This is a genomic window from Rhizobium leucaenae USDA 9039 (genome assembly GCF_000426285.1).
In the GTDB taxonomy this organism is placed as follows: Bacteria; Pseudomonadota; Alphaproteobacteria; order Rhizobiales; family Rhizobiaceae; genus Rhizobium; species Rhizobium leucaenae.
The window spans coordinates 64,503-89,087 of the sequence record NZ_AUFB01000009.1; the positions used below are offsets into that span (position 1 = coordinate 64,503).

21 protein-coding genes are annotated in these 24,585 nt (G+C 60.1%); 13 read left to right on the forward strand and 8 right to left on the reverse strand.

Annotation, left to right across the window (positions count from 1 at the left end; translation table 11 throughout):
- Positions 1 to 182: 182 nt before the first annotated feature.
- Positions 183 to 1,031, forward strand: coding sequence for a hypothetical protein (locus K290_RS0115530; RefSeq protein WP_028752773.1), 849 nt, complete (start codon positions 183 to 185; stop codon positions 1,029 to 1,031).
- 39 nt (positions 1,032 to 1,070) lie between these two features.
- Here K290_RS0115530 and K290_RS0115535 read toward each other — a convergent pair whose 3' ends face one another.
- The 3 genes from K290_RS0115535 to gltX all read right to left on the reverse strand — a co-directional run bounded on the left by K290_RS0115535 (position 1,071) and on the right by gltX (position 4,460).
- A complete protein-coding gene (locus K290_RS0115535) occupies positions 1,071 to 1,355 on the reverse strand; it encodes a hypothetical protein (RefSeq protein WP_028752774.1) in 285 nt (94 codons plus the stop codon).
- Between the two features lie 134 nt (positions 1,356 to 1,489).
- Positions 1,490 to 2,986: a lysine--tRNA ligase gene (gene lysS / locus K290_RS0115540; protein WP_028752775.1), complete on the reverse strand. Its 1,497-nt coding sequence runs from the start codon at positions 2,984 to 2,986 to the stop codon at positions 1,490 to 1,492.
- A gap of 16 nt (positions 2,987 to 3,002) precedes the next feature.
- Positions 3,003 to 4,460 carry a glutamate--tRNA ligase gene (gltX, locus tag K290_RS0115545; protein WP_028752776.1) on the reverse strand — a complete coding sequence of 486 codons (1,458 nt, stop codon included), beginning with the start codon at positions 4,458 to 4,460 and terminating at the stop codon, positions 3,003 to 3,005.
- A gap of 363 nt (positions 4,461 to 4,823) precedes the next feature.
- Here gltX and K290_RS0115550 point away from each other — a divergent pair, with 363 nt between their 5' ends.
- Positions 4,824 to 5,234: a hypothetical protein gene (locus K290_RS0115550; RefSeq protein WP_028752777.1), complete on the forward strand. Its 411-nt coding sequence runs from the start codon at positions 4,824 to 4,826 to the stop codon at positions 5,232 to 5,234.
- Between the two features lie 33 nt (positions 5,235 to 5,267).
- Here K290_RS0115550 and K290_RS0115555 read toward each other — a convergent pair whose 3' ends face one another.
- The 3 genes from K290_RS0115555 to K290_RS0115565 form a co-directional block, all read right to left on the reverse strand.
- The gene (locus K290_RS0115555) at positions 5,268 to 6,011 is read right to left on the reverse strand and encodes a TerC family protein (protein ID WP_028752778.1); all 744 of its coding nucleotides are present in this window, start codon (positions 6,009 to 6,011) and stop codon (positions 5,268 to 5,270) included.
- Between the two features lie 133 nt (positions 6,012 to 6,144).
- Entirely contained in the window at positions 6,145 to 6,984 is an 840-nt protein-coding gene (locus tag K290_RS0115560; RefSeq protein ID WP_028752779.1) for a GyrI-like domain-containing protein, read from the reverse strand.
- A gap of 103 nt (positions 6,985 to 7,087) precedes the next feature.
- A complete protein-coding gene (locus tag K290_RS0115565) occupies positions 7,088 to 7,768 on the reverse strand; it encodes a TetR/AcrR family transcriptional regulator (protein ID WP_028752780.1) in 681 nt (226 codons plus the stop codon).
- 169 nt (positions 7,769 to 7,937) lie between these two features.
- Between K290_RS0115565 and K290_RS0115570 the strand changes: the two genes are divergently transcribed.
- The 5 genes from K290_RS0115570 to xylA all read left to right on the forward strand — a co-directional run bounded on the left by K290_RS0115570 (position 7,938) and on the right by xylA (position 14,942).
- Positions 7,938 to 9,167, forward strand: a complete 1,230-nt coding sequence (locus K290_RS0115570) for an HlyD family secretion protein (protein WP_028752781.1) — start codon at positions 7,938 to 7,940, stop codon at positions 9,165 to 9,167.
- Between the two features lie 15 nt (positions 9,168 to 9,182).
- Positions 9,183 to 10,781, forward strand: a complete 1,599-nt coding sequence (locus K290_RS0115575; RefSeq protein ID WP_028752782.1) for a DHA2 family efflux MFS transporter permease subunit — start codon at positions 9,183 to 9,185, stop codon at positions 10,779 to 10,781.
- Between the two features lie 157 nt (positions 10,782 to 10,938).
- Positions 10,939 to 11,964, forward strand: a complete 1,026-nt coding sequence (locus K290_RS0115580) for a LacI family DNA-binding transcriptional regulator (protein WP_028752783.1) — start codon at positions 10,939 to 10,941, stop codon at positions 11,962 to 11,964.
- A gap of 39 nt (positions 11,965 to 12,003) precedes the next feature.
- Positions 12,004 to 13,461 (forward strand): xylulokinase, encoded by a 1,458-nt coding sequence (xylB, locus tag K290_RS0115585; protein WP_028752784.1) that lies wholly within the window; start codon positions 12,004 to 12,006, stop codon positions 13,459 to 13,461.
- A 170-nt stretch (positions 13,462 to 13,631) separates the two neighbouring features.
- Positions 13,632 to 14,942 (forward strand): xylose isomerase, encoded by a 1,311-nt coding sequence (gene xylA / locus K290_RS0115590; RefSeq protein WP_028752785.1) that lies wholly within the window; start codon positions 13,632 to 13,634, stop codon positions 14,940 to 14,942.
- 41 nt (positions 14,943 to 14,983) lie between these two features.
- On the opposite strand, the gene K290_RS0115595 is transcribed toward xylA, so the two are convergent.
- Positions 14,984 to 15,340 (reverse strand): VOC family protein, encoded by a 357-nt coding sequence (locus K290_RS0115595; RefSeq protein WP_028752786.1) that lies wholly within the window; start codon positions 15,338 to 15,340, stop codon positions 14,984 to 14,986.
- Positions 15,341 to 15,352: 12 nt separating this feature from the next.
- Positions 15,353 to 16,378 (reverse strand): LacI family DNA-binding transcriptional regulator, encoded by a 1,026-nt coding sequence (locus K290_RS0115600; protein ID WP_028752787.1) that lies wholly within the window; start codon positions 16,376 to 16,378, stop codon positions 15,353 to 15,355.
- Positions 16,379 to 16,544: 166 nt separating this feature from the next.
- Here K290_RS0115600 and K290_RS0115605 point away from each other — a divergent pair, with 166 nt between their 5' ends.
- The 6 genes from K290_RS0115605 (at position 16,545) to K290_RS0115630 (ending at position 24,508) form a co-directional block, all read left to right on the forward strand.
- Complete coding sequence (locus tag K290_RS0115605; RefSeq protein ID WP_028752788.1) at positions 16,545 to 18,068, forward strand: sugar ABC transporter ATP-binding protein; 1,524 nt, start codon at positions 16,545 to 16,547, stop codon at positions 18,066 to 18,068.
- 63 nt (positions 18,069 to 18,131) lie between these two features.
- Positions 18,132 to 19,148: an ABC transporter permease gene (locus tag K290_RS0115610; protein WP_028752789.1), complete on the forward strand. Its 1,017-nt coding sequence runs from the start codon at positions 18,132 to 18,134 to the stop codon at positions 19,146 to 19,148.
- Positions 19,149 to 19,211: 63 nt separating this feature from the next.
- The gene (locus tag K290_RS0115615) at positions 19,212 to 20,159 is read left to right on the forward strand and encodes a substrate-binding domain-containing protein (protein WP_028752790.1); all 948 of its coding nucleotides are present in this window, start codon (positions 19,212 to 19,214) and stop codon (positions 20,157 to 20,159) included.
- A 258-nt stretch (positions 20,160 to 20,417) separates the two neighbouring features.
- The gene (locus K290_RS0115620) at positions 20,418 to 21,473 is read left to right on the forward strand and encodes a sugar phosphate isomerase/epimerase family protein (protein ID WP_028752791.1); all 1,056 of its coding nucleotides are present in this window, start codon (positions 20,418 to 20,420) and stop codon (positions 21,471 to 21,473) included.
- A 284-nt stretch (positions 21,474 to 21,757) separates the two neighbouring features.
- On the forward strand, positions 21,758 to 22,945 hold the full coding sequence (locus K290_RS0115625; protein ID WP_028752792.1) for a Gfo/Idh/MocA family protein: 1,188 nt from the start codon (positions 21,758 to 21,760) through the stop codon (positions 22,943 to 22,945).
- Positions 22,946 to 23,134: 189 nt separating this feature from the next.
- On the forward strand, positions 23,135 to 24,508 hold the full coding sequence (locus tag K290_RS0115630; RefSeq protein ID WP_028752793.1) for a GH1 family beta-glucosidase: 1,374 nt from the start codon (positions 23,135 to 23,137) through the stop codon (positions 24,506 to 24,508).
- The last annotated feature ends 77 nt before the right edge of the window (positions 24,509 to 24,585 follow it).

A 24,585-nucleotide genomic window follows, 5' to 3' on the forward strand; every position in this document is an offset into this window, starting at 1 on the left:
GCATGGGTATGCCGTGCAAGGCAAGAACCGGCATCGTTCTGAAAGGCTTGGACCTTTTTTGGTAACGGAAATGCGGGCGAGGCAAGATTCATCTCTTCTTTAAGTATTCCGAAACGCGATATCCCTAACGTGAGAGTTGATCATTTTGTCGCGTTGGAGTGCTTTATGGTGGAGCAGTTGGGGTGAGCGCCTTACTGCACATTTTCCGGCCGTCCCGGAAGCTTGTCGCCATTATCGGCGGAGTGGCCTTGTTGATAGGCTGCTCCGGCGTCTTCGCGCTTTATATCGGCAAAGACAGACTTCTGGGTCTTGCCTCGGCTTCGCCGAACGGCCTGACATGCAGCGATGTCAATCTCGTTACCATCCGTAAGGAGAACCGGCTCTGGGTGCGCAAATATATCCGCACCGATCCGACCGACGGACTGACGCGCGTCAGAACGGCGCTTCGTGTCGCCAAAGCCGTGTACGATGAACAAAAGCCGGATCTCGTTCAGGTCGTCGTCCTCGACAGGAACGGTCCGACATTACGCTCCGATATTCGCGGCCGGGCGCTGGGGGCCGATGTCGTCTACGTCCCGCATCCCGACAAGGTCGCCGATGGTGCTGCCGAGGAGCCGGTGACGGCGCGCTACTATAATGGCGGCGCGAGCGCCCAAGGTCTGTTTTATGGCGAACAGATCAACATGCTGCCCAAGGATATCGATGACGCGCTGGCGGCGCTTCAGGATCATAGCGACTGCGATAACCCGCTCTCGGCTGACAGCGAGGCAGGCGGCAGCGCCAAAAAAGACAAACAGAAAGCCGCCGAAGCCGCCGAACAGAAAGCCGTCGCCCGCGAGGAAAAAGAGGACGCGCCCGCGACGCCTCCGGAGCAGAACCCTCCCGCGTCCAGAAGCAGTCTCCCGCCTGAGGGAAGCAATACCGGCAGCTTCATTGGCGTCGACGCCACCGAACCAAATGCGGCACCATCGCCGGGCCTAGACCCGACGATGACAGGCGCCAGCAATCGGCGGTCGCCAGTCACTAATTGAGGGTGGGGTCCTTGGCCTTGCGGAGACCAAGGAATTCCGTCAATCCGCCAGATGTTTCTCGCCAATGGCCTGATAGAGCGCAAACAATGCTTCGTGGACTTCACCGGCAAGACGGTAGAATTCCGGATTGGCGAGAATGGCGGGGTGCTGCAGCAGATGATCGTCGGTCATGTCGAGCATGAGCGAGGTCGTGTGCATCACCTCATGGCAGCCGAATGTGCCCGGCGCGAATTGCGTCAGATCGACATCGCCGATTTCGGCAAGATCGGCGAGGCGCTGCTGCTCGTGATCGGTATCCGTGGTCGGGTTTTCTATCTCGGTCATTGTCGTGCCTCTTGTTTCGGGAAGGCGAGGATTCGCTGCCTTGGCGGCACTTATACGCAATCCACAAGCAATGGCTCAACGAAAAAAGGCCGCCGTGACTGAGCGCGGCGGCCCTTCGTCTGTGCGGAGCCGTTTTAGTCCGCCTTGCTGCGCCGCGCCGGGAACAGGATGATGTCGCGGATCGATGCGGAGTTGGTGAGCAGCATGATGAGGCGGTCGACGCCGATGCCGAGGCCACCCGCGGGGGGCATGCCCTGATCGATGGCGTCGAGGAATTCCTCGTCCAGTTCCTTCTGCTTCTCGCCGCGGGCATGAGCCTGTTCGAGCTGTTCGACCATGCGGGCGCGCTGTTCTTCCGGATCGTTGAGTTCCGAGAAGGCGTTGCCGAGTTCCCAGGTGTTGCAATAGGTCTCAAAGCGTTCGACAAGGCGCGGTTCGCCCGGCACTTCCTTGGCGAAGGGCGAGATGTCCTTCGGGAAATGTGTAACGTGTGCCGGCTGGATCAGCGTGCCCTCTACCTTCTCTTCGAAGATGAAGGCGAGGCATTCACCCCAGGTGGCGTCCTTCTCGACGGCAAAGCCGGCAGCCTTGGCGGCGGCGCGGGCTTCCTCATCGGTCTTGATCGCCAGGAAGTCGATACCGGTCGCTTCCTTGACGGCATCGGGCATCGGCACGCGGCGGAATGGGCCTTTGAAGGAGATCTGCTTGTCGCCGAAAGCGAATTCGGTGGTGCCGTGGATTGACATCGCCAGCGTCGAGAACAGGCGTTCCACGAGATCCATCATGTCCTCGTAGTCGGCATAGGCCCAGTAGCATTCCATCATGGTGAATTCTGGATTGTGCCGGGTAGAGACGCCTTCGTTGCGGAAGTTGCGGTTAATCTCGAACACCTTGTCCGCGAGGGCCGAAACCAGCGTGCGCTTCAGGAACAGTTCCGGCGCGATGCGCAAGTACATGTCGAGCTTCAGCGTGTTGTGATGCGTCTTGAATGGCTCGGCCGTGGCACCGCCATAGACCGAATGCAGCATCGGCGTTTCGACTTCCATGAAGCCGTCAGTCTCCATGAAGCGGCGGATGCCCGAGACGATGCGGCTGCGCTGCTGGAAGCGGAGTTTCGATTCCTCGTTGGTCATGATGTCGAGATGGCGCTTACGGTAGCGCAGCTCGATGTCGGACAGGCCATGCCACTTTTCCGGCATCGGCAGCAGCGACTTGGTCAGCATGGTGATTTGCTGGGCATTGATCGTCAGCTCGCCGCGCTTGGTGCGGCGCACGACGCCGGTTACGCCGATGATGTCGCCAATATCGATCATCGGCAGCAGGGCGCGGGCCTCTTCGCCGGTCACGTCCTTGTGGCTGAAGATCTGGATCTTGCCCGACGCATCATGGATGTCCATGAACATCCCGGAATTGCGGGAGGAATAGACGCGGCCGGCGACCGTGACGACGTCGCCCGTTTCGGTATCCGGCTCCAGGCCCTCGTATTTTGCAGCCAGCTCGGCGTTGGTCAGCGTCCGATGGAAGTGGGCCGGATAGACGTCGCCGATCTGCTCGCGCAAGAGCTTCAGCTTCTGGCGGCGGACCTCCGTTGCGTCGGAGGAGAGGGCGGATGCTTCGGTCTTGTCGTTCATGGGTTTTTCGTCCGGTTCAGTTCTTCGGGCCGACGAGGGTCGCAACGGTCTGGGCGGCAAGTTTCAGCCGCTGGCGCACAACGGAGCGGCCGAGGATCGCCATGCTGTCGAAGAGCGGCAGAGAGCGCGACGAGCCCGAGACGGCCACGAAGAGCGGAGCGACCACGACCTTCAGCTTCTTGCCCATGCGGTCGGCGATGGCGCGCAGTTCGGCTTCGATCGTCTCGACATTCCATTCGAGGATCTTTTCGAGATCCGGCTGCACCGTGTTCAGGATTTCCAGCAGCTCTTCCGGCGTCGACTTGATCTTGGCGAATGCCGAGGGATCGAGGTTGAGCTCGGACTTGAACAGGAAGCCGGTCAGATCGGGCAGTTCGCCAAGCTTGGAGATGCGCGACTGCGACAGCTTCAGGCCTTCCTTCAACCGGCTGTTTTCCATCGCCCAGGTGAGCACCCGATGCTGGAACTCTTCTTCAGAGAGCTTCTCGCGAATCCAGCGGCCGTTCAGCCAGTCGAGCTTCTGGATATCGAAGATCGCGCCGGCCTTCGAGAGGTTTTCCGGATCGAACTTTTCGGTAAGCTCGTCCATGGTCAGCAGTTCCTCGCCCTCGGCGATCTGAATGAAGAACAGGCCGAGGAAGTTCATCAGCGCCTCGGGAATATAGCCGAGCGCGGTGTAGTAGGAGATCGACGTCGGGTTCTTGCGCTTCGACAGCTTCGACTTGTCGGCATTGCGCATCAACGACAGGTGCATGAACTGCGGCGGCTCGAGGCCGAGATACAGATAGATCAGAATGTGCTTCGGCACCGAGGCGAGCCACTCCTCGCCGCGCGCCACATGGGTGATCTTCATCAGATGGTCGTCGACGACATTGGCCATATGGTAGGTCGGCATGCCGTCGGCCTTGAGCAGAACCTGCATGTCTACCGCATCCCACGGGATTTCGACATCGCCATAGACGCCGTCATGGAACTTGCAGGAGCCTTCGGTCGGGATCTTCATGCGCACGACATGCGGCTCGCCGGCGGCAACGCGCGTGGAGACTTCCTCGGCCGTGAGGTTCAGACAGTGTCCGTCATATTTCGGCGGCAGGCCGGCGGCGCGCTGGGCTTCGCGCATCTTTTCCAGGCGCTCCGGCGTGCAGAAGCAGCGGAAACCGTGGCCGGCGTCGACGATCTTCTCGACGAAGGGCCTGTATATGTCCTTGCGGTCGCTCTGGCGATAGGGACCATAGGGACCGCCGATGTCGGGTCCTTCAGACCATTTCAGGCCGCACCATTTCAGTGCGTCGAGCACCTTGGTTTCGAATTCCGGGGTCGAGCGTGTTGCGTCGGTGTCTTCGATGCGCAGGATGAACTCACCGCCATGCTTCTTGGCGAAGAGATAATTGAACAGCGCGATGTAGGCGGTGCCGACATGCGGCTCACCAGTCGGGGAGGGTGCGATGCGGACGCGAACGCCTGATGTTGTCATCTTGTTTGCCCGTCAGAGAAAGCCAGGCCGCTGCTTGGGATAAGCGCCGCCCGGCTGGAGATGTTTATCTGGATCAGGAAACCGGCCGGAAAAGGGCGTCTTGCCGCTTCAATCCTGCGTTTTCCGTTTGGCAGGCCTTAGGCCATATTCAAGGGGTAACGTCAAGGGAAACTGCGCCGCGGGATTGCCTGGGCAGAGGTGCCGAGCTTGCGTCGCCTCGATTCGAGCCGACCTCTCAATTTTCACCAGGCATTTTTACCCTTCATAATACCAGGGGGATAAAAGCAGATCATTCGTCGAATTCTTTTGCAATTTTCGCGGCAGTGGCGACATAGGTCTCCAATCGTTCACCGCGAGGAAAAAATGAAGAAGCTGGTTTTGAGTTTCATGTTGGCGGCCGCCCTATTTGACGCAGCAGCGGCACAATCGACAATAACCCGCGACGGCTCGGCACATCTGATCGAGTCCTATCGTGCCTATATAGGCAGCGATGATCTTTATAACTCCAAGGGAGAGCGTCTGACGCTGCCTTGGCAGATCATCCGCCAGGATCGTGCGAATTATCATGCCTATCGCCGCCGTGATCGGGGTGACGAAGGCGACGGCTTTTTTTCGCTGGCATCCAATCGCCAGAAGTTGGAAGCCATGCTGGAAAGCGGCAATATCGTCGGTGATGCTGCCAACCTGATCGCTCGCGGCAACGTCTGGGTCAAAGTCGATATTTACGGACGTGGTAATGTCGGCGAGTCTGTCGACGTTCACGTCCAGGATTGAGCGCCGCGGCCACTTCGACCACGGATATTGCCGTCAATGGCCGCCGGATAGTCTTTTCCGGCGGTTCCGTGCCAGCATGTTGAGCACCTCGACTACGGCGGAGAAGGCCATGGCGGCGTAGACATAGCCCTTGGGAACATGGAAGCCCATGCCTTCGGCGATCAGCGTCGTGCCGATCATCAGGAGGAAGGCGAGCGCCAGCATGACGATCGTCGGGTTCTTTTCGATGAAGTTGGCAAGCGGCGTGGCGGCCACCAGCATGACGGTGACTGCGGCGATGACGGCGATGAACATGATCGGCAGATGCGGCGTCATGCCGACGGCGGTGATGATGCTGTCGATCGAAAAGACGAGATCGAGCAATAGGATCTGGCCGATGGCCGAGGCAAAGCCGGTCGTGGTCGATTTGGCGATGAAATCCTCGCCATGTTCCTGCGGATCGACATTGTGATGGATTTCCTTGGTCGCCTTCCAGACCAGGAACAGGCCGCCGCCGATCAGGATCATATCCTTCCAGGAGAAGCCCTGGCCGAAGACTTCGAAGACCGGCTGCGTGAGCTGCACGATCCAGGCGACGGTGCCGAGGAGGGCAAGACGCATGATCAGGGCGAGGCCGATGCCGATCTTGCGTGCTTTTTCACGGTGTTCGACCGGCAGCTTGTTCGTCAGGATCGAAATGAAGATGAGGTTGTCGATACCAAGGACCACCTCCATGACGACGAGCGTGACAAGGGCAATCCATGCGCTCGGATCCTGCATCAAACCAACAATGTCCATCGACGAAATTTCCTCTGGTCAGCGTCTGCCGACGCTGACCCCCAGCTCCGGCTCCTCAATAGTGTCGGTTATGTAAGGAGCGAAATCGCAGGTGCAAGCGCCAGCATTATTTTCGCGGCCGGCGCGCATATTTCTAAGCCTTAAGCGGAATCCAGATCTCCGTCACGCCCATGCCGGTGTGGGGATCGAAACGATCGTCGTAACGCTCCATCATGTCGGGCAAGCCGCCGTGCTGGTGGCCGGATTGCGGCAGCCAATCACCGAAGATCTGCTGCACGGTCGCGGAGATGCCGGAAATATGACCGCGATGGGTAAAGACGGCATAGCGCTGCTGTGGCAGTTTCAGGGTCGTGAAGCCCTCCGGCAGATCGTCGGCCGAGGTGACTTCGGCGGCAGACATATAGCGGAAGCTTTCAGTCTCGCCTTCAGTCTGGGTGCAGACGCCATAGGCGACATTGCCCACTTGGCCGGGAATATGGCCGAAATGCTGGTTGAATTTCTGCCACAGCGAGGGAATCCCCTGCGTGGCTTCACAGGCATAGGTTTCCGCAAGACCGGCAAGCAGCATTGCGGGGCGGGTCTCGAAACGTGGCGCATCGAGTTTGGGAAGGCGGGTGTCGTCCATTCTGATCGGCTCCAGCAAAACAAGGTTTCGGGCGTGCCCCTGTTTGCGCAAACCGTCCGGCGTCATGCCGAATCGCTCGCGAAAGGCACGAGTGAAAGCCTCATGCGAGCCGTAGCCCGCATCGAGGGCAACCTCGAGAATGGTCGATGAGCTGTTGATCAGCGCAAGAGCCGCCCCGCTGAGGCGTCGGCCCCTAATGTAGCCGCTGATCGAATGTCCGGTGGTGAGCCCAAAGACGCGCGACAGATGATAGCGCGACAAGCCGGCCGTATCTGCAATCTCGTCCAGCGAGATATCGGACGAGAAATGGCTTTCTATGAACCATATGGCTTTTCCGATCGCGCTCATATTCGATTCCCTGGTTGCCAGCCCATTGTTAGGCGCCGACCGGCTATCGGGTTTGATCGCAATTGCGGGATTGCGGGGTTATCCGCTGGCTATCGGAAGGCGGTCAGGCCTGATCTTTCCGATTGTTACCATAAGCGGCCATGAAGACGCGAACGGCGCCGCGCACCACATAGTCGATCTCCTCTTTCGAGGGAGGGTAATCCATGTCGCCGAACAGTCTCAGCTTGAAATAACTGCCGCTGGCCATGTCGAGGAAATGGCGTGCGGCCATATCGAAGTCTTCGATACGGAGACCACCGGCAGCAACCTGACGTTCGAGAAAGCCGCGCAGAACCGTGCGCAGGTTTTCCGGGCCGGTGAAGAAGCGTTGACAGAGAGTTGGCATGCGTTCGCGAACACCAATGACGGTGCGCATGGCGCTGATGGTCTTGTCCGATGTGACGTGGGTCACGAACACCATGCCGAACTCATAGAGACTGGTGGCCACATCGACGTCATCGGCAAGAGCGGTGCGTACGGTCTCAACGAAACGCGCCCGCTCACTGTCGATCATGGCGGAGAACAGGTCTTCCTTATTGGCGAAATAAACGTAGAGCGTGCCCTTGGAGACGCCTGCTTCGCGCGTGACGTCGTTCATGCTCGCGGCATCGAACCCCATTTTCATGAAGACACGCGTGGCGCCATCCAGAATTTGCTGGCGTTTGACGGGATCTTCTCCAGCGGCCCAACGCCCCCCTGAAGCAGGTGCGTTCAAGACGGCCATGTTTTGCGGTTCGTGTTTCATCGTCTCCTTCGCTCGATCACTTTTTCTGAATCTTAATCAGATTCGTTAATTAAATCGAACCGGGTGGTTCGATATGACTTGATATGGAATGAAAAACGATCTATGTCAACTGAACTGAACTGAACCGTTCGGTTCGATTATATTACCACAGATTTCCAATGGTAGGACCATGTCGTCAAGTCATAGTAACAATGTAGCGCGCATCGTTGATGATGTCGAAGTGGAGGCTCCGCACACCGGCGCATCCGCCGAGGCTCCTGCCGCGGAAAAGCCTAACAGCCCGCCCCCCGCCCAGGCTGCGCCTGCTCACTCGGTCCAGGCGGCCCCACCGCCGGCCGAGAAGAAGCGGCGCAGCCTGGTACTGCCTATCGTTGTCGTTCTGGCGCTCGTCGCCGGCGGCTGGTACGGCTATGACTGGTGGACGACTGGCCGTTTCCTGGTGTCGACCGACGACGCCTATATAGAAGGCGACATCGCGACTATCCAGCCGAAGGTGACGGGCTATGTCGCCAAGGTGAACGTCGTTGCCAACCAGTTGGTCAAGGCGGGCGATGTGCTCGCCACGCTAGACGACGGCGATTACAAGCTGGCGCTGCAGCAGGCCCAGGCTTCGCTCGATACCGAGCAATTGTCGCTGCACACCATCGATGCGCAGATTGCCGCCGGCCAGGCTGCGCTTGCCCAGTCGCAGGCACAGAAGGTCGCTTTGGAAGCGACCGTCCGCGGCGCGCAGATCACCCAGACGCGTGCTGCCGAACTTCAATCGAAATCGGTGGGCACCACGGCTTCGCTGGACAGCGCCAATATCGCCCTCGATCAGGCCAAAGCCAATCTGGTCGGCGGCGATGCCGCCATCGCGTCGGCTCAGGCCAATATCAACCTGCTGCAGGCGCAGCGCCGTCAGGCCGAAAGCACGATCAAGGGCCTGGAAGCCGCTCGCGACAAGGCCGCCCGCGATCTCTCCTTCACCGTGCTGAAGGCGCCTTATGACGGCGTCGTCGGCAATCGTTCGGTTCAGGAAGGCGATCTCGTTTCGCCAGGCCAGAAGCTGATGGCGATCGTTCCGACCCGCCAGCTCTACATCGACGCCAACTTCAAGGAAACGCAGATCCAGCATCTGGTTGCCGGTTCCAAGGTCAACGTGCATGTCGATGCCTACAGCGATCATCCGATCGTCGGCACTGTCGCGTCGATTTCGCCGGCCTCCGGTTCGGTCTTCTCGCTGCTGCCGCCTGAAAATGCGACGGGCAATTTCACCAAAGTGGTCCAGCGCGTACCGGTTCGCATCGCACTGCCGCAGGACGCGCTCGACAGCGGTCGTTTGCGTGCCGGTCTGAGCGTCGTCGTCGATGTCGATACCCGCACCGCGCCCGATCGCGCCGGTTTGGCGAGTAACTAAATTCGGAGAGCGCCGATGGCCTCGACAGCAGCGACCGTAGGTTCGACAGCCGGTCCCGTCGCGCCAGCGGCGGATCACATGGACCCCCGTAAGCTTATCGCTTTCTTCGCGATGGTGCTTGGCATGTTCATGTCGATCCTGGACATTCAGGTGGTTTCCGCCTCCCTCAGCGAAATCCAGGCCGGTCTTAGTGCCGGCTCGGATGAAATTCCCTGGGTGCAGACGGCGTATCTGATCGCGGAAGTCATCATGATTCCGCTTTCGGGGACGCTCGCCCGCATCATCTCGACGCGATATCTATTCGCGGCCTCCGCTGCAGGCTTCACCATCGCCAGCGGCCTTTGCGCGACGGCGACCAACATCGATCAGATGATCGTCTATCGTGCGCTGCAGGGCTTTATCGGCGGCGGCATGATCCCATCGGTTTTCGCGGCCGCCTTCACCATTTTCCCGCCGTCGAAACGCAATGTGGTGTCGCCGATCATCGGTTTGATCGCGACGCTTGCCCCAACCATCGGCCCGACGGTCGGCGGTTATCTCAGCCACGCCTTTTCCTGGCACTGGCTGTTCCTCGTCAACATCGGGCCTGGCGTCATCGTCACCCTGGTCACCTGGAATTTCATCGACTTCGACAAGCCGGAGTTGTCGTTGATGAAGAAGTTCGACTGGTGGGGATTGTTTTCCATGGCGGTGTTTCTCGGCGCGCTGGAATATGTGCTCGAAGAAGGCAACACCAACGACTGGTTCAATGACAACTATATCGTCATCGCCGCAGTCGCTTCCGCCATTGGCGCGATCATCTTCTTTTACCGGGCTTTCAGCGTCGATTTCCCCGTCGTCGACTTAAAGGCCTTCGGCAACAAGAATTTCGCGTTTGGTTCGATGTTCTCCTTCGTGATGGGCATCGGGCTTTATGGCCTGACCTATATCTATCCCGTCTATCTCAGCCGTATTCGTGGATATGATTCGCTGATGATCGGTGAGACGATGTTCGTCTCGGGGCTGGCAATGTTCTTCACCGCCCCTCTCGCCGGTGTTCTTTCCGGCAAGATGGATCTTCGGATCATGATGATCATCGGCTTCTGCAGTTTTGCGACCGGCACGTGGATCATGACCGGCCTTACGACGGACTGGGATTTCTGGGAGCTCTTCATCCCGCAGATTCTTCGCGGCTTCGGGCTTATGTTGTGCATGGTCCCGATCAACAACATCGCGCTCGGAACCATGCCTCCTGCCCGCATGCGCGGCGCTTCCGGCCTGTTCAACCTGACCCGCAACCTCGGCGGCGCCGTCGGGCTCGCCATTATCAATACGGTCCTCAGCACCCGTCAGGACGCCCACTACATGCATCTGCGCGATCATGTGCATTGGGGGAGCCCCGCCGCCGTCGATCAGATCAACAACATGACCGCCAATTTCAATGCCAATGGCCTGGACGGTCCGCAGGCAGCATTGCGGCAGTTGGTCAACATGGCGGAGCAACAGGCGGTCATCATGTCCTTCGGCGACGTCTTCCTGATGCTGACTGTATTGTTCCTGGCGATGATCTTCGGCGTGTTGATGCTCAGTAAGCCGAACGCTCCGCCGAAGGGGGCTGGCGGCGGCGGTCACTAGGCTTAACCGTTCTTCTACTATCTACATGTAATTAAAAGGCTTCTCGGATCGGGAGGCCTTTTTCTTTCGTGCCGATCTATAGGAAATTTCAGGCTTCGGAAATTTTTGATTTACGTACATCAGAATTCGCAGTAAAGGATTTCGTCAGGAGGAGCCGATGAGACCCACCGTTTACGACATCGCCGCTGCTGCGGGTGTCAGCCTCGCGACCGTTGACAGGGTGCTGAACCGGCGCCCAGGCGTTCGTCTCGTCACACGCGAGAAGGTGGAAGCAGCCATCCGTGACATTGGCTATATCCGTGATGTGGCGGCGGCCAACCTTGCCAAGGGCCGCGTCTATCCGCTCGTCTTCATCCTACCGACCGGCGACAATTCCTTTATGCACGGCCTCTATGGCGAGGTGCGTCAGGCGATGGCGCGCTCGACCTTCGATCGCACTGAAATTCGTATCGTGGAGGTGCCAGCCTTCGACGCACCGGCGCTGGTGGCAGCGCTCGACGCGCTGCAGGGGCTGGACCTCGCCGGCGTGGCCCTGGTGGCAACCGACGCGCCGGAGGTACGCGCCGCCGTCGACCGGCTGGTAACGGCAGGAATTCCCGTCGTCACGCTCGTTTCCGATCTCACTGGCTCGACCCGGCACCACTATGCCGGCGTCGACAATATCGGTGCTGGCCGAACGGCTGCCCGGCTGCTCGGCCGTTTTCTCGGTGGCTGCAAGGGCGATCTCACCATTCTCGCCGGGTCCATGCTGGTGCGCGACCATCGTGAGCGCCTGGAAGGATTTTCCTCGGTGATGGCGGCGGAATTTCCGCAACTGCGCCTGCTGCCGGTGCTCGAAGGTCGCGACGATCCGGAAATCGCCAATAGGCTGATCTCCGAAGCGCTTTCCGGCAGCAACAGCATCATCGGCATCTATAGCCTCGGTGCCGGCAATCGCGGCCTGCTCAAGGCGCTCAAGGACACCGGCCAGGGGCGCGAGCTGACGGTCGTCGTACATGAGCTGACCGAACACACCCGCGCGGCGCTCCAGGACGGCACCATCGATGCCGTTCTCAACCAGGACGCCGGCCATGAGGTGCGCAGCGCCATACGCGTCATGAAGGCGACGGCGGACGGCCAGGATGTCATCGCCGGCCAGGAGCGCATCCGCCTCGACATTTTCTTGAAGGACAATCTGCCCTGAGCATCAAAACCGGCGGCAGAGCACAGGGAGTTACATCTGATGTATTTGGGTCTTGATCTCGGAACGTCCGGCGTCAAAGCGATGCTGATCGACGGCAACCAGAAGATCATTGGATCGGCCAATGGCGGGCTCGACGTGTCGCGTCCGCATCCGGGCTGGTCGGAACAGGAGCCGGCGCACTGGATTCGCGCCACCGAGGAGGCGGTCGCCGAGCTGAAGGCGGCTCATCCGAAGGAGTTGGCGGCAGTGCGCGGTATCGGCCTGTCCGGCCAGATGCATGGCGCGACGCTGCTCGATGGCGACGACAAAGTGCTGCGTCCCTGCATTCTCTGGAACGACACGCGCAGCTATCAGGAAGCTGCCGCTCTCGACGCCGATCCGCGCTTCCGCGCTCTGACGGGCAACATCGTTTTCCCCGGTTTCACCGCACCTAAGCTCGCCTGGGTCGCCAAGCACGAGCCGGATGTCTTCGCCAGGGTGCGCTGGGTGCTGCTGCCGAAGGACTATCTGCGCTTGTGGCTGACGGGCGAACATATGTCTGAGATGTCCGATTCCGCCGGAACCTCGTGGCTGGACGCCGGCAAGCGCAAATGGTCTTCCGAGTTGCTTGCCGTCACCAATCTCGATGAAAAGCAGATGCCGACGCTGGTGGAAGGTACGGAAGCTGCCGGCAGGCTGCGCGGCGAACTTGCCTCGAAGTGGGGTATTGCCGGCGACGTCGTCGTGGCCGGCGGGGCAGGGGACAACGCGGCCTCGGCTTGCGGCATGGGTACGGTCAGCGATGGCGCCGCCTTTGTCTCGCTTGGTACTTCGGGCGTGCTCTTTGCCGCCAACGGCTCCTACCTCCCGAAGCCGGAAAGCGCCGTTCATGCCTTCTGTCATGCGCTACCGAACACCTGGCATCAGATGGGCGTCATCCTCTCGGCGACCGACGCGTTGAACTGGCATTCGAACGTCACCGGCAAATCCGCCGCCGAACTCACCGGCGAGTTGGGGGATGCGCTGAAGGCACCGTCCGGTGTCACCTTCCTTCCCTATCTCTCCGGCGAACGCACGCCGCATAATGACGCGACCATCCGCGGCGCGTTCATCGGTCTCGGCCATGAAAGCAGCCGCGCTGTGCTCACGCAGGCGGTGCTCGAAGGCGTCAGCTTCGCCATTCGAGATAATCTCGAAGCGCTGCGCTCGGCGGGTACTGATATCGCCCGCGTCACCGCCATCGGCGGCGGCTCGCGCTCGCGCTATTGGCTGGCCTCGATCGCGACCGCGCTCGGCGTTCCCGTCGATGTGCCGGCCGACGGTGATTTCGGGGCCGCTTTCGGCGCTGCCCGTCTCGGCTTGATCGCGGCAACCGGCGCCGACCCGATTGAGGTCTGCACGCCGCCGAAAACCGCCGGCACGATCGAACCGGTAACAGCGCTGACGGATGCCTATGCCGACGCCTACAAGCGTTACCGCGCGCTTTATCCGGCGATCAAGACGCTGAGCACAGTTTGAAGGGAAACCCCCTCACCCTGCCCTCTCCCCGAGGGGAGAGGGTGAGACCGAGTTTGCGGCAGCCGCCTGTACCTTCTCCCCTCGGGGAGAAGGTGGCCCGAAGGGTCGGATGAGGGGGTGCCACACGGCACAAACAAGAATACCGAATACCAAACCCAAGGAGATGAGTTATGGGCACCGGATTTTTTGGTGACATCAAGAAAGTGAAATACGAAGGCCCCGACAGCACCAACCCGCTGGCCTTCCGGCACTACAACAAGGATGAAGTTGTTCTCGGTAAGCGCATGGAAGACCATCTGCGTTTTGCCGTTGCCTATTGGCACACTTTCACTTGGCCGGGCGGCGACCCCTTCGGCGGGCAGACCTTTCTCCGCCCCTGGTTCCAGGACACAATGGAAGCTGCCAAGCTGAAGGCCGACGTCGCCTTTGAATTCTTCACCCTGCTGGGTTCGCCCTACTACTGTTTCCACGACGCCGACGTGCGTCCGGAAGGCAAGAATTTCGCCGAGAATACGAGGAACCTCAACGAGATCGTCGATTACTTTGCTGAGAAGCAGGCCGAAACGGGCGTCAAGCTGCTGTGGGGCACGGCGAACCTCTTCTCCAACCGCCGCTTCATGTCGGGTGCCGCGACCAATCCGGATCCGGATGTCTTCGCTTTCTCGGCCGCGACCGTGAAGACCTGCATGGACGCGACGCACAAGCTCGGCGGTGAAAACTACGTTCTCTGGGGCGGCCGCGAAGGCTACGAAACCTTGCTCAACACCGATCTGAAGCGTGAGCTGGACCAGATGGGCCGCTTCCTCAATCTCGTGGTCGAGTACAAGCACAAGATCGGCTTCAAGGGCACGATCCTGATCGAGCCGAAGCCGCAGGAGCCGACCAAGCATCAGTATGACTACGACGTCGCGACCGTCTACGGCTTCCTGAAGAAGAACGGCCTCGAAAATGAAGTGAAGGTCAACATCGAACAGGGTCACGCGATCCTTGCCGGCCATTCCTTCGAGCATGAACTGGCGCTCGCCAATGCCCTCGGCATCTTCGGCTCCATCGACATGAACCGCAACGACTATCAGTCCGGCTGGGATACCGACCAGTTCCCGAACAATGTTCCGGAAATGTCGCTCGCTTACTACCACGTTTTGGCAGGCGGCGGCTTCAAGACCGGCGGCACCAACTTCGACGCCAAGCTGCGCCGTCAGTCGCTCGATCCGGAAGACCTGATCATCGGTCATATCGGCGGCATGGATTGCTGCGCCCGTGGCCTCAAGGCCGCTGCCAAGATGATCGAGGACAAGGCGCTCTCCAAGCCGCTCGCCGATCGCTACGCCGGCTGGGATTCGGCTGAGGGCCAGAAGCTGCTGCGCGGCGAATACTCCCTCGACCAGATCGCCCAGTGGGTCGAGAGCAAGGACATCAACCCGCAGCCGAAGTCCGGCAAGCAGGAGCTCCTGGAAAACATCGTCAATCGGTACGTTTGATCATCAAAAGGCGGGAGGCGGTGATCCATCGCCTCCCGCGGCTATCGCCGGAATGCGCGGCTCGATATGGATATGGAATTTCCGCAGGGGTCCTTGGCATTGGCGAAGACATGGCCGTCGGCTTGATGCAGCGGTCCGAACTCCAGTCCATCGCTCACGCATTTGGCGCGGAAAGCTTCGACATGCTCGATGTCGAAGACGAGTTTTACCAGCACTTGGCCCATTTTCTGCGCCTTTCCTGCCGGATGGATCATCAGATTGGCGCCGCCATCCGGTGCCAGCAGCTCGACAATTCGATCGCCCTCACGCCGGAGCGGCTTGAAGCCAAAATGCTTCTCGTAAAAGCCGATCGTTTCTTCCACATCGCGGGCGTAAAGGACGAGTCTGCCGAGCGGCATGGCAACGCGTTCCTATCGCCGGGCGCGCGACGGTGCCGAGACCGAGTTGCGCACCACCAGATCGGGCAGCAGCAAAATCTCCGTCTCGGCTGGCTGGCCATCCGACAGGAGCTCGATCAGGAGTGACATCGCGTGCTTGCCGATGGCGGTGCGTGGCTGCCTGATGGTCGTCAGCGAGGGCGACATGAAAACGGCTTGCGGCACATCGTCGAAGCCGGTCACCGAAAAATCCCCTGGAATGTCATAGCCACGTGCCTTTAACCCGATCATCACGCCGATGGCCGTCTGATCGTTGACGCACATGAAGGCTGTCGGCAGCGTGTCACGCATGAAAAGCTGCTCGACGGCCAGCCTTCCGCTCTCAATGGTGCCGTCACCCTCGAACACGATACGGAGGTCGGCACCGATATGGGCGGCATCCAGCCCCGCGTCATAGCCCATGCGACGGCGGTTATAGGCGAGGCGGGTGCGCGAATCGCCGATGAATGCAATCTTCCGATGGCCTTCGGCGATGAGGAGGTCAACCGCCTTGCGCGCTCCGGCGATATCGTCCACGCCGACATAGGGAATACCGCCGTTGAAGACCGGTTCGAAGACGCCGACGCTCGGCGGCAGCCGCGCCGTCATGGTCTGGTGTCCGAAGGGCAGGATACCGGTGAACAGGATCAAACCGGCCGCCTGATTGGAATTCAGGAACTTCAGATATTCCAGCCCGCGTTGCGCATCGTTCTGCGTGTGGCCGATCAGGATGCCATAGCCGTGCGAGCGCGCCTCATTCTCCAATCCGATGAGAATATTGGAGAAATTGGGATCGCCGATGTCGGGTGCGACGACCAGGATCATGTTCGACCGACCGAGCCGCAGGCTGCGCGCCATGGCATTGGTGGTGTAACCCGTGATCGCAATTGCCTGGTTGACCTTTAGGCGCGTCGAGTTCGCGACCTTCTCAGGCATATGGATCGCCCGCGAGACCGTTGCGATCGAAACATTGGCAATTCGGGCGACGTCTTCGATGGTTGCGGGCGTGGAATTAGACACTGCGCTCTGCCTTGGGTCTCGTCTCGGACCGGACACTACACAGACTTCCGCGGAGATCAAAGGCGACCGCGATAAATTGTGCTACATGCCACCATGTAAACCTTTACACGGAATATGTAAAGGTTTACACAACATGGATGTGGTGTGGGGCCACAGGGAGGTAGTAATGAGTTCGGAGGCCGTCGACGGTGCGGTGGTGCTGTCCGCGAGGCGAATTTCCAAGTCCTTCAGCGGCGTGCAGGTGCTGTTCAGCGTCAATTTCGATCTTAGGGCCGGGGAAATCCACGCGCTCATGGGCGAGAACGGCGCCGGCAAGTCGACGCTCGTCAAGATTCTCTCCGGTTTCGAGCAGCCAAGCTCGGGCGAGATCCTGCTCGACGGCCAGCCGGTAAAGCTGCCGCCTAATGGCGGTGCGGAAGCCCTCGGCATCGTCATCATCCATCAGGAATTCAATCTCGCCGAACATCTGACAGTGACCGAGAGCCTGTTTCTCGGCCGCGAAGTCACGCGCTTCGGCGTGCTCGACCGCAAATATATGCGCGCCGAAACGCGGCGTGTCCTCGATCTTCTCGGCTCGCATGTCGACGTGAATGCCCTGATCGGCACGCTGTCCATCGCTGACAAGCAGATGGTGGAGATCGCCAAGGCGATCAGCCGAGAGGCAAGGATCGTCTTCATGGACGAGCCGACCGCCGTTCTGTCGCGGGAGGAAACCAACTTCCTGTTCAAACAGGTGCGCAAGCTGCGTGACCAGGGAACGAGTTTCGTATTCGTGTCTCACAAGCTCGACGAGGTCATGGAGCTGACGGACCGCGTCACGGTGCTGCGTGACGGCCAATGGGTGAAGACGTCACAGACCTCGCTGCTCGACGGCGAGTCGATTGCCCAGTTGATGGTCGGGCGTGAGCTTTCGAGCCTCTACCCGGCCAAGAACGAGCCCGATGTCGACGAAAAGGTCGTGCTAAGCGTCAATGCTCTTTCGACGGGCTATGTCCATGATGCCAGCTTTGAGCTGCGCAAGGGCGAGATATTGGGCTTTTCGGGCATGATCGGCTCGGGCCGGACAGAACTCATGGAAGCGGTGGTCGGCCTGCGCTCACGCGCCTCCGGTGAGGTCGTCGCCCATGGCCAAACGGTGCCGCCACATGACGTGCATGCGGCCATCAATGCCGGGCTTGCCTATATGACCAAGGACCGGAAATCCAAGGGCTTGCTTCTGAATTCGGGCATGGCTGTCAACCTGACCCTCCAGTCCCTGGATAGGCACGGCAAGTTCGGTTATCTCAGCGCCTCTAGCGAAGCCAATGCGCTGGCGCGGGCACGCCGCCGTTTCGATATCCGGGTGCGTGATGGAAATATAATCGCCGGCCGCATGTCCGGCGGCAATCAGCAAAAATTGCTGCTGGCGAAGGTCATGGAGACCGAGCCGCAGATCATCATCATCGACGAGCCGACCCGCGGCATCGATGTCGGCACGAAGCAGCAGATTTACCATTTCATTTCGGCGCTGGCGCGAGACGGTCATTCGATCATCGTGGTCTCGTCGGAAATGCCCGAGGTCATCGGGCTGTGCACGCGGATTGCCGTGATGCGCGAAGGCCGGATCGTCGGCGTGCTCGAAGGAGAGGAGATCTCCGAGCAGGAAATCATGCGTTATGCGGCGGGCTTGAAGAAAAAGACGGCGGCCTGAACGGGCGGCAAGAGAGCAAGGCGAATTCCCAGCCATGATGGGAACGGGAGGTTGGTTTTGGATATGAGCGTGGGCGAAGACAGCAGCGGGAAGGCAGGCCGGCGAGGCCGGTCCTGGCGAGATGTCGATCTCAGGGCCGTCGCGCCATTTGCGGCGTTGGTGCTGCTTCTCATCGTCGGGGCGTTGGTCAACCCGAACTTCATCGGCATAACCAATCTTACCAATGTCGCGACGAGATGCGCCTATATCGCGATCATCGCGGTCGGTGCCACCTTCGTCATCTCGGCGGGCGATCTCGATTTGTCGGTTGGCGCAATGGTCGCCTTCGTCGCAAGCCTGATGATCCTCCTGCTGAATTCAGGCGTCATCGCCGATCCAGCGCTGATGCTGTTGGCGGCTGTGTTGTTCTCGATCGTCGCCGGTCTCCTGTGCGGCCTCGCCAATGGTCTGATCACGACCATGGGCAAGATAGAGCCTTTCATCGCGACCCTGGGCACGATGGGCGTCTACCGTGGCTTGACGACCTGGCTGTCGCAGGGCGGCGCCATCACCTTGCGCGCGGCGGATATACAGACGCTCTACAAGCCTGCCTATTATGGCTCCGTGCTCGGCGTGCCGGTGCCGATCGCGGTCATCCTTCTCGTGACCTGCGTCGCCGCCTTCATTCTTTACCGCACTCGCTACGGCCGGCATGTCATCGCCGTCGGCTCCAATCGCGATGTTGCGCGTTATTCCGGCGTGGCGGTCAATCGCGTGCGTACCATCGCCTTCGTCATCCAGGGCCTGTGTGTGTCGATCGCCGTGCTTCTCTACGTGCCGCGGCTTGGTTCGACATCGGCGACGACCGGTAACCTTTGGGAATTGCAGGCGATCACCGCCGTCGTCGTCGGCGGCACGGCGCTGAAGGGCGGAGCGGGCAGGGTGTGGGGTACCATTTGCGGTGCCTTCATCCTCGAGCTGGTCGGCAATATCATGCTGCTTTCCAATTTCATCAGCGAGTATCTGCTCAGTGCTATCCAGGGCGCGATCATCATCATCGCCATGCTGGTTCAGCGCTCGCTTGCTCGCAAACAGCAATAACCGGGTCTAAGGGGCGCCCGGTCCTCTATGACAATGCCCTGTTTCTATCTGGGAGGATGAAATATGCGTAAAAGACTCATTGGTCTGGCTGTCGTGCTGGCGGCTCTGGGCGGCACGGTCCACGCCGAGGACAAAAAGGTCACCATCGGCGTTTCCATTCCGGCGGCGGACCATGGCTGGACCTCGGGCGTCGTCTTCCATGCCGAACGCGTCGCCAAGCTCTTGATGGCGGAACATCCGGGGCTGAATGTCATCGTCAAGACCTCGCCCGACGCGGCAAGCCAGGCAAATGCGGTACAGGACCTTGAGACCCAGGGCATCGACGCTCTCGTGATCCTGCCGTCGGATCCCGATCCGCTGGTCAATGCGATCAAGGAAGTCAAGGACAAGGGCAAGTTCGTCGCTCTCGTCGACCGCGCGCCGAGCAACAACGACAATTCCGTCCGCGATCTCTATGTTGCCGGCAACAATCCTGCTCTCGGTCAGACGGCGGGCGAATATATCAAGGCCCATACGCCGAATGCTCAGGTCGTCGTCATCCGCGGCCTGCCGATCCCGATCGACCAGCAGCGCCAGGACGGTTTCGACAAGGGTATCGCCGGCTCCAATGTGAAGGTTCTCGACCGGCAATACGGCAACTGGAACCGCGACGACGCTTTCAAGGTGATGCAGGATTACCTGACGAAGTTCCCGAAGATCGACGTCGTATGGTGCCAGGATGACGATATGGCCGTTGGCGTGCTGCAGGCGATCGATCAGGCCAAGCGCACCGACATCCAGTATGTTATCGCCGGCGCCGGTTCCAAGGACATGGTCAAGAAGGTCATGGATGGCGACAAGCTGATCCCGGTCGACGTGCTCTATCCGCCGGCAATGGTCGGGACGGCCATGGAACTGACGGCTGCCAACTTCTATGATCAGGTTCCCGTGCGCGGCAACTATATCCTGGATGCGACCTTGGTCACCAAGGACAATGCCAAGGATTTCTACTTCGCCGATTCACCCTTCTGATCGGTTGATTCAGCCAGATGCGCCCGCCGGTTCCGGCGGGCGTTTTTTATGCGGCTGCCGGTCCGTTTCGCAGCCCCGGCATTTTTTGCGGCACGTACCTCTTGCCGTCTGCAGCGGGCCGTGATTAGGTCATGAGGCATTCGACTTTCAGCCCGACGACCCTATAATTTTTTGAGGTTACGGCATCCCAGCCGCCTCGGATAGGCGTAGGAAGGGTATCGGAAACGTTTACAGAACGCGATTAGGGAGGAATTACTGATGAAGACGATCAAGGGCCCGGGCCTGTTTCTTGGCCAGTTCGCCGGTGACGCGGCACCGTTCAACTCGTGGGATTCGATCACCAAATGGGCTGCCGATGCAGGCTATATCGGTGTGCAGGTTCCGACCTGGGCGAGCCAGCTCATCGACTTGAAGAAAGCGGCCTCCTCGAAAGATTATTGCGACGAATTCGCCGGTGTCGCCCGTGCCAACGGCGTCGAGGTCACCGAGCTTTCCACCCATCTCCAGGGCCAGCTTGTCGCCGTGCATCCGGCCTATGACGAGGCCTTTGACGGCTTTGCGGCGCCGGAAGTGCGCGGCAACCCGAAGGCGCGCCAGGAATGGGCGGTCGAGCAGGTGAAGATGGCGCTGACGGCTTCCAAGCATCTCGGCATCAAGGCGCATGCGACTTTCTCCGGTGCGCTTGCCTGGCCCTTCATCTATCCCTGGCCGCAGCGCCCGGCCGGTCTTGTCGAAACCGCCTTTGAGGAACTTGCCCGCCGCTGGACGCCGATCCTCAACCATGCCGACGAAAACGGCGTCGACGTCTGCTACGAAATCCATCCGGGCGAAGACCTGCATGACGGCATCACCTTCGAGATGTTCCTGGAGCGCGTGAAGAACCATCCGCGTGCCAACATGCTTTATGATCCCTCGCACTACGTCCTGCAGTGCCTCGACTATCTCGAGAACATCGACATCTACAAAGACCGCATCAAGATGTTCCACGTCAAGGATGCGGAGTTCAATCCGACCGGGCGTCAGGGCGTTTATGGCGGCTATCAGGGCTGGGTCGAGCGCGCCGGTCGCTTCCGTTCGCTCGGCGATGGGCAGGTCGATTTCGGTGCCGTCTTCTCGAAGATGACGGCCAATAATTTCGATGGCTGGGCCGTAGTCGAATGGGAATGCGCGCTGAAGCATCCGGAAGACGGTGCGCGCGAGGGCGCCGAGTTTGTGAAGGCGCATATCATTCGCGTCACGGAAAAAGCCTTCGACGATTTTGCCGGCAGCGGCACGGATCAGGCTGCCAACCGGCGCATGCTGGGGCTGTCGTAATTTCTCTTCTCAAGCGCGGGAGGATGCTGCCGGGGCCACCCTCGTCCTTCGAGGCTTCACTCCTTCGCAGAGCTCAGGAGGTTCCGCACCTCAGGATGAGGGCGGAGCGGCTCTCGCGAAGCTCCACAAGAACCATCTTCGGCATCGACAGGTGGAAGGATGTAGTGCTGGTGCAGTAGATCAGCCTCACCCTGAGGTGGCCTGCAAGGCCCTCGAAGGGCGAGGCGGGTGGCTTGGAATGACAGGCACCAAAACGCGAATTCTAGTTTATTCAGGAGGACCATATGGCAATTGAAGGATCATCGGAGCAGACGCGGGAGCCGCGCATTCGGCTTGGCATGGTGGGCGGCGGCGCGGGAGCCTTTATCGGCGCGGTGCACCGTATCGCCGCGCGCATTGACGACCAGTTCGATCTCGCCGCCGGCGCGCTGTCGGCTTCACCGGACAAGGCTGTCGCTTCCGGGCGCGATCTCGGCCTCGATCCCGCGCGCACCTATTCCAGCTATCGCGACATGGCGATCCGTGAAGCCAAGCTGAAGAACGGCATCGAAGCGGTTTCGATCGTCACGCCGAACCATGTGCATTATGACGCCGCCAAGGAATTCCTGAAGCGAGGCATCCATGTCATCTGCGACAAGCCGCTGACCTCCAATCTTGCCGACGCCAAGAAGCTGAAGAAGGTGGCCGACGAAAGCGGCGCGCTGTTCATCCTGACGCACAACTACACCGGCTATCCGATGGTCCGCCAAGCGCGCGAGATGATCGCCAATGGCGACCTCGGCGATATCCGCCTCGTGCATGCGGAATATCCGCAGGATTGGCTGACGGAAAATATCGAGCAGTCCGGTCAGAAGCAGGCCGCCTGGCGAACCGATCCGGCCCAATCCGGCGCCGGCGGCTCCACGGGTGATATCGGCACGCATGCCTATAATCTCGCCTGCTTCGTCAGCGGCCTGGAACTCGACAGCCTTGCCGCCGATCTCGACAGCTTCGTCGAAGGCCGCCGGCTCGACGACAATGGTCATCTGCTGCTGCGCTTCAAGGCAAAGGGTAAGGAGAAGCCGGCGAAGGGCATGCTGTGGTGCAGCCAGGTGGCGCCGGGCCACGAGAACGGCCTTAAGGTCCGCGTCTACGGCACCAAGGGCGGCATCGAGTGGACGCAGGCCGATCCGAATTATCTGTGGTACACGCCGTTCGGCGAGCCGAAGCGCCTGATCACCCGCAACGGTGCAGGTTCCGGTGCAGCCGCGGCGCGCGTCTCGCGCATCCCCTCGGGTCATCCGGAAGGCTATCTCGAAGCCTTCGCCACGATCTACACCGAGGCTGCGCGTGCCATCAATGCCCGGAAGAAGGGCGTCGCCGTCGATCCGGCGGTGGTCTACCCCACCGTCGATGACGGTGTGAAGGGTGTGGCTTTTGTCGAAGCCTGCGTTGCGTCTTCGAAGCGCAATGGTGCCTGGGTGAAGGTCTGATCTAGGTGCGGGGCGGCCGGTTGTCTGCTGCCCCCATCCTTTTCGACTTCTGGCTGCAACGTTGCAGGCTTGTCATTTCAGGACTGTACAAGGACGTTTTCGTTGGTTTACACCGCGCTCGGGCCCAATTCGTGAGCGCGGGTCGTTCGCCGTCGACCGTCCCGCCGTTTGAAAGAAACGAGATTAGTCATGATTGATCCAAAGAGCTTCGCCGCCCGTTTCCCGGGCGATTTCACGTTCGGTGTTGCCACTGCCGCCTTTCAGATCGAAGGCGCCACTAAAGCGGATGGCCGCAAGCCGTCGATCTGGGATGCTTTCGCCAACATGCCAGGTCGCGTCTATCACCGCCACAACGGCGATATCGCCTGCGATCACTACAACCGGTTGGAACAGGATCTCGATCTGATCAAGGAGATGGGCGTCGAGGCCTACCGTTTCTCGATCGCTTGGCCGCGCATCATTCCCGATGGCACCGGTCCGGTGAACGAAGCGGGCCTCGATTTCTACGATCGTCTCGTCGACGGCTGCAAAGCGCGCGGCATCAAGACCTTCGCGACGCTCTATCATTGGGACCTGCCGCTGACGCTTGCAGGCGACGGCGGCTGGACGGCACGTTCGACGGCCTACGCCTATCAGCGTTATGCCAAGACCGTCGTGGCGCGCCTCGGCGATCGGCTGGATTCGGTCGCCACCTTCAACGAGCCATGGTGTATTGTCTGGCTCAGCCACCTTTATGGCATTCATGCGCCTGGCGAACGCAACATGCAGGCCGCGCTTTGTGCCATGCACACCATGAATCTCGCGCATGGCCTCGGCGTCGAGGCAATCCGCGCGGAAGCGCCGAAGGTGCCGGTCGGCATCGTGCTCAATGCCGCTTCGATCCTTCCGGGCTCCGATAGCGCCGAAGATCAGGCTGCCGTCGAGCGCGCGCATCAGTTCCACAATGGCGCCTTCTTCGATCCGATCTTCAAGGGCGAATATCCGAAGGAATTCGTCGAGGCGCTGGGCGACCGTACGCCCCTTATCGAGGATGGCGATCTGAAGATCATCAACCAGAAACTCGACTGGTGGGGTCTGAATTACTATATGCCGATGCGGGTCTTCGATGATGCGACGAAAAGCGGCGATTTCCCCTGGACGAAGGAAGCCCCGCCTGTCAGCACCGCCAAGACCGATATCGGGTGGGAAATCTATGCGCCGGGCCTGAAGCACGTTGTGCAGGACCTCTACAAGCGTTACGAACTCCCGGAATGCTACATCACCGAAAACGGCGCCTGCTACAACATGGGGGTCGTCAATGGTGAAGTCGACGACCAGCCGCGTCTCGATTACTACATCGACCATCTCGGCGTCGTCGCCGACCTGATCAAGGACGGCTATCCGATGCGCGGTTATTTCGCCTGGAGCCTGATGGACAATTTCGAATGGGCGGAAGGCTATCGCATGCGCTTCGGCCTCGTGCATGTCGATTACGAGACGCAGGTGCGTACGGTGAAGAAGAGCGGCAAGTGGTATCGCGAACTCGCCGGGCAGTTTCCGAAAGGAAATCACAAGGCGGCTTGATTAGTGCCGCCTTTCCGATCTTTCCAGAAGGAGAGGGTGAAGGTCGCTCGAATCGCCGGCACCTGATAAGCCTTGCG

Coding starts and splice junctions, on each gene's coding strand:
- K290_RS0115535 (WP_028752774.1), bottom strand. CDS start 1,355: ATGACCGAGATAGAAAACCCGACCACGGATACCGATCACGAGCAGCAG.
- lysS (WP_028752775.1), bottom strand. CDS start 2,986: ATGAACGACAAGACCGAAGCATCCGCCCTCTCCTCCGACGCAACGGAG.
- gltX (WP_028752776.1), bottom strand. CDS start 4,460: ATGACAACATCAGGCGTTCGCGTCCGCATCGCACCCTCCCCGACTGGT.
- K290_RS0115550 (WP_028752777.1), top strand. CDS start 4,824: ATGAAGAAGCTGGTTTTGAGTTTCATGTTGGCGGCCGCCCTATTTGAC.
- K290_RS0115555 (WP_028752778.1), bottom strand. CDS start 6,011: ATGGACATTGTTGGTTTGATGCAGGATCCGAGCGCATGGATTGCCCTT.
- K290_RS0115560 (WP_028752779.1), bottom strand. CDS start 6,984: ATGAGCGCGATCGGAAAAGCCATATGGTTCATAGAAAGCCATTTCTCG.
- K290_RS0115565 (WP_028752780.1), bottom strand. CDS start 7,768: ATGAAACACGAACCGCAAAACATGGCCGTCTTGAACGCACCTGCTTCA.
- K290_RS0115570 (WP_028752781.1), top strand. CDS start 7,938: ATGTCGTCAAGTCATAGTAACAATGTAGCGCGCATCGTTGATGATGTC.
- K290_RS0115575 (WP_028752782.1), top strand. CDS start 9,183: ATGGCCTCGACAGCAGCGACCGTAGGTTCGACAGCCGGTCCCGTCGCG.
- K290_RS0115580 (WP_028752783.1), top strand. CDS start 10,939: ATGAGACCCACCGTTTACGACATCGCCGCTGCTGCGGGTGTCAGCCTC.
- xylB (WP_028752784.1), top strand. CDS start 12,004: ATGTATTTGGGTCTTGATCTCGGAACGTCCGGCGTCAAAGCGATGCTG.
- xylA (WP_028752785.1), top strand. CDS start 13,632: ATGGGCACCGGATTTTTTGGTGACATCAAGAAAGTGAAATACGAAGGC.
- K290_RS0115595 (WP_028752786.1), bottom strand. CDS start 15,340: ATGCCGCTCGGCAGACTCGTCCTTTACGCCCGCGATGTGGAAGAAACG.
- K290_RS0115605 (WP_028752788.1), top strand. CDS start 16,545: ATGAGTTCGGAGGCCGTCGACGGTGCGGTGGTGCTGTCCGCGAGGCGA.
- K290_RS0115610 (WP_028752789.1), top strand. CDS start 18,132: ATGAGCGTGGGCGAAGACAGCAGCGGGAAGGCAGGCCGGCGAGGCCGG.
- K290_RS0115615 (WP_028752790.1), top strand. CDS start 19,212: ATGCGTAAAAGACTCATTGGTCTGGCTGTCGTGCTGGCGGCTCTGGGC.
- K290_RS0115620 (WP_028752791.1), top strand. CDS start 20,418: ATGAAGACGATCAAGGGCCCGGGCCTGTTTCTTGGCCAGTTCGCCGGT.
- K290_RS0115625 (WP_028752792.1), top strand. CDS start 21,758: ATGGCAATTGAAGGATCATCGGAGCAGACGCGGGAGCCGCGCATTCGG.
- K290_RS0115630 (WP_028752793.1), top strand. CDS start 23,135: ATGATTGATCCAAAGAGCTTCGCCGCCCGTTTCCCGGGCGATTTCACG.